This is a genomic window from Geobacter argillaceus, from assembly GCF_007830735.1.
GTDB classification, from domain to species: domain Bacteria; phylum Desulfobacterota; class Desulfuromonadia; order Geobacterales; family DSM-12255; genus Geomobilibacter; species Geomobilibacter argillaceus.
Genome location: NZ_VLLN01000014.1, coordinates 42642 through 55851 on the forward strand (window position 1 = coordinate 42642; position 13210 = coordinate 55851).

General features: G+C 57.4%; 16 protein-coding genes and 1 riboswitch. Of the genes, 4 read left to right on the top strand and 12 right to left on the bottom strand.

Annotated elements, in window-relative coordinates:
* Positions 1 to 20 precede the first annotated feature (20 nt).
* Genes JN12_RS12060 through JN12_RS12070 form a run of 3 tightly spaced genes read right to left on the bottom strand, consistent with a single transcriptional unit; the run spans position 21 to position 1430 of the window.
* On the bottom strand, positions 21 to 668 hold the full coding sequence (locus tag JN12_RS12060) for a cation transporter (RefSeq protein WP_145023058.1): 648 nt from the start codon (positions 666 to 668) through the stop codon (positions 21 to 23).
* A 1-nt stretch (position 669) separates the two neighbouring features.
* Positions 670 to 1065 (bottom strand): hypothetical protein, encoded by a 396-nt coding sequence (locus JN12_RS12065; protein ID WP_145023060.1) that lies wholly within the window; start codon positions 1063 to 1065, stop codon positions 670 to 672.
* Complete coding sequence (locus JN12_RS12070) at positions 1062 to 1430, bottom strand: ArsR/SmtB family transcription factor (RefSeq protein ID WP_145023062.1); 369 nt, start codon at positions 1428 to 1430, stop codon at positions 1062 to 1064. The genes JN12_RS12065 and JN12_RS12070 overlap by 4 nt, the downstream gene beginning before the upstream one ends.
* A gap of 211 nt (positions 1431 to 1641) precedes the next feature.
* On the opposite strand from JN12_RS12070, the gene yrfG reads away from it, so the two are divergent.
* On the top strand, positions 1642 to 2307 hold the full coding sequence (yrfG, locus tag JN12_RS12075) for a GMP/IMP nucleotidase (RefSeq protein WP_145023165.1): 666 nt from the start codon (positions 1642 to 1644) through the stop codon (positions 2305 to 2307).
* A 330-nt stretch (positions 2308 to 2637) separates the two neighbouring features.
* On the opposite strand, the gene JN12_RS12080 is transcribed toward yrfG, so the two are convergent.
* From JN12_RS12080 to JN12_RS12115, 8 genes are all read right to left on the bottom strand, one after another.
* A complete protein-coding gene (locus tag JN12_RS12080) occupies positions 2638 to 3948 on the bottom strand; it encodes a homoserine dehydrogenase (RefSeq protein WP_145023064.1) in 1311 nt (436 codons plus the stop codon).
* Between the two features lie 13 nt (positions 3949 to 3961).
* Positions 3962 to 4387 (bottom strand): transcription antitermination factor NusB, encoded by a 426-nt coding sequence (nusB, locus tag JN12_RS12085; RefSeq protein ID WP_145023066.1) that lies wholly within the window; start codon positions 4385 to 4387, stop codon positions 3962 to 3964.
* Complete coding sequence (ribH, locus tag JN12_RS12090; RefSeq protein ID WP_145023068.1) at positions 4388 to 4852, bottom strand: 6,7-dimethyl-8-ribityllumazine synthase; 465 nt, start codon at positions 4850 to 4852, stop codon at positions 4388 to 4390.
* Positions 4853 to 4875: 23 nt separating this feature from the next.
* Entirely contained in the window at positions 4876 to 6111 is a 1236-nt protein-coding gene (locus tag JN12_RS12095) for a bifunctional 3,4-dihydroxy-2-butanone-4-phosphate synthase/GTP cyclohydrolase II (RefSeq protein ID WP_145023070.1), read from the bottom strand.
* 140 nt (positions 6112 to 6251) lie between these two features.
* The gene (locus tag JN12_RS12100) at positions 6252 to 6899 is read right to left on the bottom strand and encodes a riboflavin synthase (RefSeq protein WP_145023072.1); all 648 of its coding nucleotides are present in this window, start codon (positions 6897 to 6899) and stop codon (positions 6252 to 6254) included.
* Positions 6884 to 7996 (bottom strand): bifunctional diaminohydroxyphosphoribosylaminopyrimidine deaminase/5-amino-6-(5-phosphoribosylamino)uracil reductase RibD, encoded by a 1113-nt coding sequence (gene ribD, locus JN12_RS12105; RefSeq protein ID WP_281287732.1) that lies wholly within the window; start codon positions 7994 to 7996, stop codon positions 6884 to 6886. Before ribD ends, JN12_RS12100 begins: the two co-directional genes overlap by 16 nt.
* The gene (nrdR, locus tag JN12_RS12110; RefSeq protein WP_145023074.1) at positions 7993 to 8445 is read right to left on the bottom strand and encodes a transcriptional regulator NrdR; all 453 of its coding nucleotides are present in this window, start codon (positions 8443 to 8445) and stop codon (positions 7993 to 7995) included. The genes ribD and nrdR overlap by 4 nt, the downstream gene beginning before the upstream one ends.
* A complete protein-coding gene (locus JN12_RS12115) occupies positions 8442 to 8912 on the bottom strand; it encodes a deoxycytidylate deaminase (RefSeq protein ID WP_145023076.1) in 471 nt (156 codons plus the stop codon). Before JN12_RS12115 ends, nrdR begins: the two co-directional genes overlap by 4 nt.
* Before the next feature lie 138 nt (positions 8913 to 9050).
* On the opposite strand from JN12_RS12115, the gene JN12_RS12120 reads away from it, so the two are divergent.
* The 3 genes from JN12_RS12120 to JN12_RS12130 all read left to right on the top strand — a co-directional run bounded on the left by JN12_RS12120 (position 9051) and on the right by JN12_RS12130 (position 12286).
* Positions 9051 to 9602, top strand: a complete 552-nt coding sequence (locus JN12_RS12120; RefSeq protein WP_145023078.1) for an HD domain-containing protein — start codon at positions 9051 to 9053, stop codon at positions 9600 to 9602.
* Positions 9603 to 9614: 12 nt separating this feature from the next.
* Complete coding sequence (locus tag JN12_RS12125; protein WP_145023080.1) at positions 9615 to 10298, top strand: Crp/Fnr family transcriptional regulator; 684 nt, start codon at positions 9615 to 9617, stop codon at positions 10296 to 10298.
* Between the two features lie 75 nt (positions 10299 to 10373).
* Positions 10374 to 10456: riboswitch (cyclic di-GMP riboswitch) on the top strand.
* A 72-nt stretch (positions 10457 to 10528) separates the two neighbouring features.
* Positions 10529 to 12286 carry a S8 family serine peptidase gene (locus tag JN12_RS12130; RefSeq protein WP_145023082.1) on the top strand — a complete coding sequence of 586 codons (1758 nt, stop codon included), beginning with the start codon at positions 10529 to 10531 and terminating at the stop codon, positions 12284 to 12286.
* Between the two features lie 75 nt (positions 12287 to 12361).
* On the opposite strand, the gene JN12_RS12135 is transcribed toward JN12_RS12130, so the two are convergent.
* A complete protein-coding gene (locus JN12_RS12135) occupies positions 12362 to 13126 on the bottom strand; it encodes a PEP-CTERM sorting domain-containing protein (protein ID WP_145023084.1) in 765 nt (254 codons plus the stop codon).
* Between the last annotated feature and the right edge of the window lie 84 nt (positions 13127 to 13210).

Here is a 13210-nt window from a genome sequence, read left to right on the forward strand (position 1 = left end):
TAGTGCACCACTTTCGCTAATTAGGAATTACAGCTACAACTGCAGGAACACGACATGCCGGCAGCCTTGCCAAAGGCTTCCCGCCCCTCTTTCCAGCTGAGCCAGGAGATCAGCAGCGCGCCCAGGGCGTCGAGGCTGCCGATTCCGGTCAGTTGAAAGCCAACGCTTGCCACCAACAGGACAAGCGAGAGGTACATGCACGCCTTCGAGCAGGCTGCGTCGGCCAGCATGGCCGGAGAGTTCAGGGCCGTGCCGACTCTGGTCTTGTGGTGAATCAGTAACCACATGAACGAAATAGACACCAACGAGACGACAACGCCCCAGAACGTCGTTGCCGGACGATGCTGCAACACCAGGTTCAGGGTCGCCGTGGCAACCAGACCAGCTGTCAGGAGGTAGAAGGCACCGCCGGTGATCCTAAGTGCCCGCTGTTCGAACGCATCCCTTGTTTCATAACTGTTCTGCCTGATGCGGCGGATCATGTGCCAGACGCCGACCGCCGAAATAACCTCGATGAAGGAATCCACCCCGAAACCGAACAGCGCCAGTGTCTCGTCGGCGGCTCCCAGTGCCATGGACACGACCCCCTCCACTACGTTGTAGCCAATGGTAAGCAGCGCCAGAAAATTGGCCCGGACCAGAAGCTTGTCACGTTCGATCTGTCCCATATCAGGCAGCTCCCTTCCGGTACCAAAGGGATGCAACCATCCCGTATATGCAGTTCAGACCGATCACGACAATCGGCGTGACAGCGCCGAAGCCAAGCCCCAGCACACCTTTACCCATCCCCGGCAGCACCAGGAAGAGCATCATGGCTGAGGGGAGAAGACTGAAGAGGCAACCGCGCAGGATAAATTTGCCCCGCAGGAGTGGCAACAGCAACAAGAGCATCCAGATACCGCCCCAAATCATCCGCTGGTAGAGCCAGGGGGCAGTGAACTCGGGCTTCATGGACAGGCCGATCAGGTCGCTGATGCCAGCTCTACCCATGAACCAGATATTGAAACTGTCGACAAAACCGCCCACTGCTCCGCCGGCAAAGGCGGCACTGATTTTTCGGATCATAGGGACACTCCTTGTGACACGATATGGTTGATACCCTCCCTCAGCAGGTTCCCCACATGGCTATCGTCCAGCGAATAGTAGACGATCCTGCCATCCTTCCGGTACTTGACCACCCTCAGGGAGCGAAGCAACCGTAATTGGTGGGAGACAGCCGACTTGGTGGTCCCCAGGAGACTGGCAATGTCGCAGACGCAGAGTTCTTCCAGTGAAAGGGCATGAAGGATACGAACCCTGGTGGGATCACCGAGCAGCCGGAAGGTTTCGGCCAACCGGAGCAGGATTCCCTCTGAAGGCATGGCATTCCTGACAGCGGCAACCTTTGCCTCATTAATCAGGTTGACAGTGCAGACAACGCTTTCTCGCATCAATAGTCTCCATTGTTGAGCAACTATTCAACTGTCAATAACATAATCTTCGATAGTGCATCAGTCAAGCGCGATTAACAGATACTCCCTTTTATCTTTGAACAAACAGTGAAACTAAAGCCATTATGGAACGAAGAGTCACTGACCGATAATGGCCGGCAGAGTAATATTGAAGGAGGCAAAACGAATTTTTTATGCTAAATCTTTCACCATGCATCTCGACTGGAACGATATTGACACAGTCCTCCTGGACATGGACGGCACGCTCCTGGACCGTCATTTTGACGACCACTTCTGGCTTGAGCATGTCCCCAGGACCTACGCAATCAAGCATGCCCTCCCGCTTGCCGATACCAAGGAACAGCTATATGCCCTCTTCCGCTCCCAGGAAAACACCCTCAACTGGACCGACCTTGACTACTGGTCCGACCGCCTCGGTCTTGACATCCCGCTGCTCAAAAGGGAAGTGGACCACCTCATAGCGGTCCATCCCTTTGTCGTAGAATTCCTCCTTTTTCTCCGCCACCATGGCAAACAGGTCCATCTGGTTACCAACGCCCACAGTAAAACCCTGGACCTGAAGATGCGCACAACCCGTCTTGGCCCTTACTTCACCAGCATCGTTTCGGCCCATGAAGTGGGACTCCCCAAAGAGGACCTCGCCTTCTGGGGAGCCTTGCAGAGGATGATCCCGTATCAGCCCGAACGTACCCTTCTGGGTGAGGACAGTGAACGGAACCTCTTCACCGCCCAGCAGTTCGGCATCCGTTACCTGGTCTACGTCAGCCGTTTCAGTTCAACGGTCCCGCCCAAACCCTCCCCCACCTACAGTTCCATTCACCATTTCGGCGAATTGATCCCGCTGCCGAACTGTTAGCCTGTCTCCACCCGACCGCTTTGACTTGTTGACCACAACCTGCTATTTTATAAACATAAAGGGTTAACTTATCGAACAAAAGGAGGGCGCTTTCACGGGAGGATGTATGGAATACCTTATAATCATATTCGTGGGCGCTGCAATCGCGCACGTTGTCCAAATCTTCTGTTATTTCGACTACCTGAAAACCAGCACCCATGATCGGACCCCCCACGTAGGATCGGGGATGGAACTTCATGGTCAGGCTTGACAATGCCAAAACCACAGCAGCACGAAAAAAGGCAGGGTGCGTTACACACCCTGCCTTTTTGTTACCTGATTCTACCCAAGTCAGTCCAGATTGTCCTCGATCCTGATCAGCTTGGTCTGCTCCCTGATCACGTCAAAGGAGTCGATCTCCGCCAGGGCCAGCCGCACGTCCTGTTCGCGGGCCTCATGGGTCATGATCACGATAGGTACCGTCTCGCTGGAACTTCTGGCGGTCTGGATCATCGATTCTATGCTGATGTCGTGTGTGCCCAGGGCACCGGCAATCCTGGCCAGGACCCCGGGGCGGTCGGCAGCGCTGAACCGCAGATAGTATTTGCTGACCGACTCGCCAATCGGCTTGATTGCCAGGGTCTTGACCGATGATTCGTGGAAGCCGCGGGATGCCACCCGTTGACCGATGCCGGCCATGATATTACGGCCGATGTCGATCAGGTCCCCGACCACGGCGCTCGCAGTCGGTTCCATCCCGGCACCACGGCCGTAGAGCATGACCGGACCGACAAAATCACCTGCCAGGCGGATGGCGTTGAAAACGCCGTCAACATCGGCAAGCGGATAGTTCAGCGGGATCATGGTCGGGTGAACCCGCGCCTCGATCCGGTCGCCGTCACGCTTGCCAATGGCAAGCAGCTTGATTTTGTAGCCGAATTCCCGGGCGAAGTTGACATCGATGGCGGAAATCCCCGTGATCCCCTCGGTATGGATGTCATCGAATTTCACCCTGGTGCCGAAACAGAGAGAAACCAGCAGCGCCAGCTTATGCGCCGTATCGACCCCCTCGATATCAAAGGTGGGATCGGCTTCGGCATACCCCAGCTCCTGGGCCGTCTTCAGGACATCGGCAAAATCGGCCCCTTCCCGGGTCATCCTGGTCAGGATGTAGTTACAGGTGCCGTTGAGAATCCCCAGGACTGTGCTGAAATTGTTGGCCGCCATATTCCCCTTGATGGCGGAAAGAACCGGAATACCGCCACCGACAGCCGCCTCGTAGAGGACCTCTACTCCCTTTTCTGCCGCAGCCCGGTAGATCTCCTCGCCATGGACTGCCAGGAGCGCCTTGTTGGCGGTAACGATATGCTTGCCGTTGGCAATGGCCTTCAGGACAAAGCTCCGGGCCGGTTCGTAGCCGCCGATCAGCTCGATGACCACGTCGATCTCGGGATCGTTCAGCAGCTCGTTGGCATTGGTCGTGAGCACACCATCCGGTACGCTCACCCCGCGATCGGTTGTTATATCCAGATCGGCGATCGTTTTCAGCGTCAGACTGGCGCCCAGTTTTTCCTCGATCAGGGAACCGTTCTTCTGCAGCAGCTTGACAACACCGGTACCGATGGTACCGAATCCGATAAGTCCCAGGGTGATTCTCTTCATTGTTCCTCGCACGTTACGGTGATGGTTGACCGGAAACAGCCTTCTCACCGGCAAACTGGTCAAGTATGCCGTTGATGAAGGCCGGAGAATCCTCGGTCCCGAACTTCTTGGCAATTTCAATGGCCTCGTTGATGGTCACGTTGGCAGGGATGTCGGGACGAAAAAGCAGCTCGAACACGGCCAGCCGCAGGATATTCAGGTCTATCCGGGCCATCCTCGGCACGGTCCAGTTGGTGGACTTTTCCTCAATGGCGGCATCGAGCTCCGCCTTATGTTCGGCAACGCCAAGCACCAGCTCTTCGGCAAAGGCTTGTGAAGCCTCCGAGCCGCGGGCGCCCTCCCGGAAATGGCGAAGCGCCTGTGGCACCGTTACCGGGTTCAGTTCCATGCCATAGAGAATCTGGAGGGCCTGCTCCCGCCCTTCGCGGCGCGCCCCCACCTAAACCACCTTGAGCAGGTTGGCGGTCTCGATGGCCGTCATGGCAGCGTCGAATCCCTTGTTCCCGGCCTTGGTGCCGGCCCGCTCAACGGCCTGTTCGATGCTGTCCGTGGTGAGTACGCCAAACGCAACCGGCACCCCGGTCTTGAGCGATACCTGCGCGACCCCCTTGGATACTTCCGCAGCCACATAGTCGAAATGGGGAGTAGACCCGCGGATCACTGCCCCGAGGCAAATAATGGCATCGTACTTCCCGGCCACCGCCAGTTTTTGCGCCACCAGGGGAATCTCAAAGGCACCGGGCACGCGCACAACGGCAATGTCGCCGTCAGCAGCGCCGTGACGAATAAGGGCATCAAGGGCACCTTCCAAGAGACGTTCGGCAATGAAGCCGTTGAAACGGCTGACGACTATACCGACGCGCAGGCCGGTGGCATCAAGTTTTGCATCATGGTATACGGGCATAATCCCTCCAAACCTGAATGTAGTTAGATATTTTCGCCAGGCGTCTCACTGGTGTCCACGTTCACCAGCAGGTGCCCCATCTTGTCGCGTTTCGTCTGCAGATAGCGCAGATTGCAGCTGTTGGGCTGCACCTCGATCTGCACCCGATCAATGATGTTGATGCCGTAACCTTCCAGACCGATGACCTTTTTCGGGTTGTTGGTCAAGAGACGGATATTCTTCAGACCGAGGTTCACGAGGATCTGGGCACCGATGCCGTAATCCCGCAAGTCGGCCTTGAAACCGAGTTCCAGGTTGGCCTCCACGGTGTCTTTTCCCTCATCCTGAAGCACGTAGGCCTTCAGCTTGTTCACCAGACCGATGCCACGCCCTTCCTGACGCATGTAGAGGATGACCCCTTTCCCCTCCCGCTCGATCATAGCCATGGCGCTCTGCAGCTGCTCACCGCAGTCGCAGCGGCAACTGCCGAAGACATCGCCGGTAAGGCACTCGGAATGGACCCGCACCAGCACCGGTTCGTCACCGGCAACATCACCCTTGACAAGGGCGATATGCTCCAGGTTGTCCACCTGGTTGTCAAAGGCAATCGCCTTGAAATCACCGCCGTACAGTGTCGGCATGGTCGCTTCGACAGACCGCTGCACCAGGGTTTCGGTGCGCATCCGGTAGGCAACCAGGTCGGCTACGGTGCAGATCTTCAGACCATGCTCCTTGGCGAACTCCCGCAATTCGGGCATCCGGGCCATGGTCCCGTCATCGTTCATGATCTCGCAGATCACCCCCGCCGGCGTCAGCCCAGCCAGCCGGGCCAGGTCTACCGACCCCTCGGTCTGGCCGGTCCGCACCAGAACGCCGCCACTGCGGGCCCGCAGCGGAAAAACATGACCGGGCCGGGCCAGATCCTCGGCCCGGGTCTCAGGGGCCACGGCGGTCAGAATGGTGTGGGCGCGGTCAGCGGCCGAAATACCGGTTGATACCCCCTTTTTCGCCTCGATGGAGACGGTAAAGGCGGTCCCGAAGGAGGAGGTGTTGTTGGCGACCATGGGGTTGAGGCGGAGCCGGTCACAGGTGTCCGGGGTCAAAGTCAGGCAGATCAGCCCCCGGCCGTACTTGGCCATGAAGTTGATCGCCTCGGGCGTGACCGCTTCGGCCGCCATGGTCAGATCCCCTTCGTTTTCACGGTCTTCGTCGTCCACCAGGATGACTATCTTCCCCTGGCGGATATCCTCTATGGCTTCATCAATGGTCGCAACAGGCACTGTCAGTCACCAATCCTTATAATTTTCGTATCCCTTCAACGGGATCAGCGTTCTATACCAGAAATGGCGTAAATAGGCAAAGGGCAAACTTGAAAAAAGGGCACCGTAACAGGTATTCCGCACCACCTGAAGGATACCAATCAGACAAACCCGTTGGCCGCCAGGCTCTCCAGGGTCAGGCCCGTGCGGCCGACCGGCTGATGGCCCGTCAGGAGCCGTTCCACATACTTGCCGATGATGTCGGTCTCGATATTGACCTTGAAGCCCGGCCGGACGAACTGGAGCGTGGTCCTGGCGGCGGTATGGGGAATAATATTGACGCTGAAACCGTCGTTACTCACGGTATTCACCGTCAGACTGATCCCGTCAATGGCAACCGACCCCTTCTCCACTATGTAACGGGCGTGCTGGGGAGGCAGTTGGAAGCTTATCACCAGGTTGCCGGACGCCTCGCGCAGCCCCACAACCGTGGCAACGGTGTCAATGTGACCGCTGACCAAGTGCCCCCCCAAACGGTCACCCACCTTCAGCGCCCGCTCCAGATTTACCGGTGCGCCGCCGACCAACCCGCCAACAGTTGTCCGGTCCAGGCTCTCGGGCGATACATCAAAGGTGAGCTCACCGGCACCCTTTGCCACCACCGTCAGGCAGGCGCCATTCACCGCCACCGAATCCCCCATGGCGATCTCGCCGCACGGCAGAGCGGTCGTTACCGTGAGCCGGGCAGCGCTCCCGGCACGCTGGAGCCGTACCATCCTGCCCACATCTTCAATCAGACCGGTAAACATCGGTGCTCCGGATATCCGGTGACAAGAAAATCATCGCCGATCCTGGCGAAAGTCACATCGCTCAACGAAATAGCGTCGGCCATCATCTCTGCTCCCCTGCCGGTAAAGAGTCCGCGTCCCTCGCCGGCCACGATCTTGGACGCATAAAAAAACATCACCTTGTCGACCAGTCCCTGGCGGATAAACTCGCCAGCCAGTGTTGCCCCGCCTTCCAGGAGAATCGACTGTACCCCCCGGGCGCCAAGTTTCCGGAGCAGATCGATAAGGTCGACCCGTCCGTCCCGCTCTTGGCAGACGAGCAGTTCAGCACCTCGACAACGGAGCGCCTCTCCCCTGTCGCCACCGGCAACTGTCGTGGCAATAACCGTCCCGCTGCTGGACGCATGGGTCAGCATCCGGGCATCCACGGACATCCGGAGACCGGAATCGACGACCACCCGGAGCGGATCACGCCCCCGCAGGTGCCGCACCGTCAACTGGGGATCGTCGGCCAGGACCGTGCCAATCCCCACCATGATGGCATCCACCCGGTCCCGGAGGCGGTGGACCAATCGACGGGACCGCTCGCCGGTTATCCAGCGAGAGTCGCCGCTGGCTGTAGCGGTCTTGCCGTCGAGGGTCAGGGCGCTTTTCAGGATGACAAACGGTAATCCGGTGGTCACGTGCCTTACGAATGGCTCGTTCAGAAGCCGGCTCTCCCGCTCGCAGAGACCTACGGTCACGGTGATCCCGGCCTTGCGGATGATCGCCACCCCCTTGCCGGCCACCTTGGGATTGGGATCGACCATGGCGACAAACACCCGGCCCACCCCGGCTGCCACCAGGGCATCGGCACAGGGAGGGGTGCGGCCGAAATGGGCGCACGGCTCTAATGTCACATACACGTCCGCACCACGGGCCAGGTCGCCGGCCATCCGCAGGGCATGAACCTCCGCATGGGGCGTGCCGGCCTTCCGGTGCCACCCCTCACCCACGATAACGCCGTCACTGACGATCACACAGCCTACCGCAGGGTTCGGCGAAGTCCGTCCCACCCCTTTGCGCGCCAGGGTAAACGCCCGGCGCATCAGCCGCTCGTGATGGTCTTCGGCACTCACTTCTTCAGCAACTCCTGGAGTTCCACCATGAATTCGTTGATATCCTTGAATGAGCGGTACACCGAGGCGAAGCGGACATAGGCCACCTCGTCCACGTCATGAAGCTCCTTCATGACCCAGGCGCCGATGGTGGTGCTGGGAATCTCCCGCTCAGCGCTTTCCTGGAGACGGCTCTCCAGGCGATCCACCATTTTTTCGATGGACTCCACCGATACGGGCCGCTTCTCGCACGCCTTCTTGATACCGGCAATCACCTTGAGCCGGTCGAACGGCTCACGGCGGCCATCCTTTTTCTGCACCAGGGGGAGCATCTCTTCGATCCGCTCATGGGTGGTGAACCGCTTGCCGCACGACTCGCACTCGCGGCGCCGACGGATGGCCGAGCCATCCTTTTCCGGTCGCGAGTCCACCACCTTGCTGTCGGGAAGGGCGCAGAACGGACACTTCACGGGACAGCCTCCTCTGACGGCGAAGGTACGAACGGTTCGACTGCCACCCCGGATTCGGCAATCATGCTGGCGGCCAGTTGGTCCGGGTAGCCGGCCTCGTACACGATCCGCCTGATGCCGGCATTGATGAGCATCTTCGAGCAGATGATGCACGGCATGGTAGTACAGTAGAGGGTTGCGCCGTTAATATTGGTCCCATGCTTGGCGGCCTGGATGATGGCGTTCTGCTCGGCATGCAGCCCCCGGCACAGCTCGTGACGCTCCCCGGAGGGAATTCCCATCTGCTCCCGCAGGCATCCCACATCCAGACAGTGAGCCACCCCGGACGGCGCGCCGTTATAGCCGGTGGACAGGATGTTCTTGTCCTTTACCAGCACGGCCCCAACCTGCCGGCGCAGGCAGGTTGAGCGGCGGGCCACCAGATGGGTTATCTCCATGAAATATTCATCCCAGGTAGGGCGGGACATGGCAGGCTCCTCTAAAATGGTTTTTTACCATACCCCATAAGGCCTGAGCGGTCAAGGATCTCACCGCGCAGTTGTGTTGACAGGTCTGCCCCGGACGGCTAGTATGCAAACGGTATGATATGAGAATGGAGCAGCACATTGGACCCAATTTCCCTGCTGCACAAATATTTCCCCGAAGATGGAGCACGCCGGATCGTCCTTGAGCATAGCCGCTGCGTGGCCAACAAGGCGTTGCAACTGGCCCGCAGTCATCCCGCCCCACACTACCTCGACCTCTGTTTCATCGAAGAAGCAGCGCTTCTCCACGACATCGGCATCTGCCACACCGATACACCCGGCATCGGCTGCCACGGCCCTCATCCCTATATCCTTCACGGCATCCTGGGAAAGGAAATCCTTGAGGCAGAAGGGCTGCCGCGTCATGCCCTGGTCTGCGAGCGGCACATAGGAGTTGGGCTGACCGCCGCCGACATTGCTCGCCAGGGACTACCCCTTCCCCACCGGGACATGGCACCACTGACCGGCGAGGAGCGGATCGTCTGTTTCGCGGATCTGTTCTATTCGAAGAAACCCGGCCAGATTGCGACGGAGAAAACGGTTGCCAAGGTCCGCCAGGAGATCGGCAGATTCGGGGCAGGAAAAACCGACATTTTCGACGCATGGATAGCGGAACTTGCCGCTGCCCTTTAGGAGTACCCGCCCATGAAGCCGCTCGGCAAACCGAACAGGCAACCGCTGGCATATCTTCCTTTTCTGCAGCATCTCCCGGCCGAACAACTGAACGAACTCGCCGACTGTATCAAGACCCGCCACTTCTCACGAAATCAGGTCATCCTCCGGGCCGATGAAACCGACCGGTACATGTACATCATCACTAGCGGCACGGTGAAGGTGGTGCAGGCGAGCGACAAAGGCAAGGAATCGATCCTGGCCATTCACAAGAAAGGCGATTTTTTTGGCGAAATGGGAATTCTGGATGGCCAGACCTCACCGGCGACCGTCATTGCCCTTGAAGAGACCACCCTGGCCCTGATCAGCAGGGCTGATTTTCACGATCTCTTCCTGGCCGACCCGGCGATCAGCCGGCAGATCATCACCTTCCTCTGCGGCCGACTGCGCGATTCATGGCTCATGCAGAGGGTGCAGAGCTCAGGAAACGCCGAGGAAAGGGTTGTTGCTCTGTTACGGCACATGGCCGCACGCCATGGTGTGCAGGACCAACGCGGCACCATCCTGACCATGCGGCTCACCCACCAGGAAATCGCCGAATTCGTGTCGCTCTCAAGGGAGACCGTCAGCCGGCTGTTGGCCCGGCTGGCGCGGAACGGAACCATTGAAATCCTACCCGGCAGGAAGATACTCCTAAACAAATCTTTCAACATCTGACCCAATTGTGATAAACAACACAAAGCTTTTTCGGAGCCACGCCGTAAGATTATAACGTAATAAAAAAGCAAGCTGTTTCCGAACGGGTAAACCTCGGGTAACCGGGGGACACAAAGCCACGGGTCCTGCACAGAAGGCAGGATAGCCGGGTTGCCGAAGAGACAGGGTCTACCGCCCTACTTCTCGGTGCCCTGTTTTTCAAGGCACCTGGGAAACACACGGAGGTAGACATGAAAGCAACATCCCGCAACATCCTGTCAGCAGTTCTTCTCGTAGGTCTCACCCTTTTCTCCACCCAACAATCTCAGGCAAACACCGCCCCGGCAAAGTTCGTCGAGGATGAACTGCTCGTGCAGGTAAAACCCGGAGCGCCCCACGAAAAAGTACATAGGGCGTTTGCCGATGAAGGCGCCTCTGTTGCCGGGGAGATCCCGCAATTGAATATCAGGCAGATCAAGATCCCGTCACATCTGCGGGAGAAAGCCAGGAAGAACTTTGCCAACAACCCGCACTTCAAATTCGTAGAACCGAACTACATTGCCGATCCAACAATAATCCCGAACGACCCTTCATTTTCTTCGCAGTGGCATCTTCCCAAAATTTTCGCACCACAGGGATGGGATACCGTTACCGGCTCTCCTAGCGTTGACATAGCCATTGCCGATTCAGGGGTCGACCCGACCCACCCGGACTTGGCAGGCAAACTGATCCCGGGTTACAACTTTTACGACAACAACAATAACACTAGCGACGTCTATGGCCATGGAACCAAAGTTGCCGGAACTGCAGCGGCCATCGGGAACAACGGCATAGGCGTGACTGGCGTAGCCTGGGGCAGCGCCATCATGCCGCTCAGGGTCAGCGATACAGCCGGATATGGCTATTACTCCATGATGGCCAACGCCATTGTCTATGCCGCTGATCATGGGGTCCGTATTGTCAATCTGAGCTTTGGCGGCACCAGTAGTTCCACAACGCTGCAGAGCGCCATAGACTACGCCTGGAGCAAGGGAACCATCGTCTTCGCCTCGGCCGGTAACAGCAATGTCAGCACCCTGACCTATCCGGCAGCGTGCAACCATGCGGTTGCTGTCGCCGCAACCGATTCCTCCGACAATAAGGCGAGCTTTTCCAACTACGGTAGCTGGATAACGGTTGCAGCGCCGGGATCGGGCATCTACACCACTGCCAACGGTGGCGGGTACGCCTCGGTCAGCGGCACGTCCTTCTCTTCACCGATCACCGCCGGTGTTGCAGCCCTCATCCTTTCGGTCAACCCTCTCCTCAGCGCCCAGCAGGTAGTCGATATCCTCAAGCAGAACACAGATGACCTGGGGACACCCGGGTTCGACCAATACTTCGGCTACGGTCGCGTAAACGTGGCCAAAGCGGTTGCAGCAGCCAAAATAGCCCTTGTTCCTTCCGACACCCAGCCGCCGACTGTCAGCATCTCCTCTCCGGGCAATGGCTCCATAGTGAAGGGGAGTGTGGCTATAAATGTTGCGGCAACCGATAACTACGGCGTGACCAGAGTGGATCTGTTTCTCGATGGGGCACTGTTTGCAAGTGATGCCACCTCTCCGTTCGCTTTCAGCTGGGACAGTACAACCGTGGCTGACGGCAAGCACACCCTTCAAGCCCAGGCATTCGACGCAGCCGGCAACAGCGCCGCTTCCAGCATTTTCAGCGTGACAGTACAGAACACCGTGGACACAACTCCTCCGACCATCACAACCATCTCCCCGGTCAATGGCAGTTCGGTTACCGGCCTGCGGCGCGTTACAATCACGACTTCAGCCACTGACAACGTAGCCGTCAGCAAGCTGCAACTCTATGTCGATGGCATCCTCAAAAGCACGGTAGCAGGAAGTTCGCTCTCCTTTAACTGGGACCAACGCGGAGTTGCCATTGGTAGCCATTCCATAACAGTCAAGGCCTTCGACACAGCAGGTAACACCTCTTCAGCTACCAGTGTCGTGCAGCGCTAGACAGTATTTCGTACAATTGAAAAGGGGCTGACTCCAGTGAGCCAGCCCCTTTTCATTCGTGCTATATAAATCGGTTTAGGTACGACGTGTCCGCCGATACAGCCCCAGAGCAACCATACCCAGCCCCAGCAGGGTAAAAGTGCCGGGTTCGGGAACGACTTCCTGGGGAGGCACTGGGGGTGAAGGAGTAAGAGGGTCAGCAGCCCACTCTTCAAAACCAGCATCGCTAGTAAAATTAAGACCGAATTGCGAATAAAGATAAAAATATCTGTGCGTTGCAGAATCTGCAAATATCTCTTCCGGGAGTAATACGGACATATCGTCCCAACCACTACCAGGAGCCAACGTATAGTCCAGCTTTACGTAGTAATCTTTGGTTGGAGTGTCCATGCTGTATCTCAGGTTAGTAAGGCCGGCTTTGCTACTGATCCCCCCAGTATCTTGCAAGTAGATTTCCAAAGAATCTAGGGAGAGGTATTTAGCATTCTTTGAGTTACTCTCGTTTATGTCCAAGCGAATCTCTCTATATAGCTTGCCATTTACCGTAATTGTTGGAATTGTACCCGCCAACAGGTCTTTAGTCCATATACCGGCTTTGTTATCCATCACACCTGGTGCGCTGGTGTTAAATCCTTGTTCAGTTCCGTTTCGTTGTAAGCGCAGGAATGGTTCATAAACTCCTGTTCCTGTAGGCTTAATTGTTCCTTGCAGGAATTCGGCACCGTTAATAAAGCCAGAACTCCCTTTTGTAGTGAGATCGAGCATTATTGGGGTTGCAAGAGCCATAGGTGCTGTAGCTATTAGCATCAATAGAGCAACAACAAGCTGTCTAGTATTCATATGATTTCCCTCCCAATTCCCCGAGCTAGGGGCTTATCTATTGTTTGTTGGCCCTCAAAAAGGTCTTAGCGCAACTGGATACAA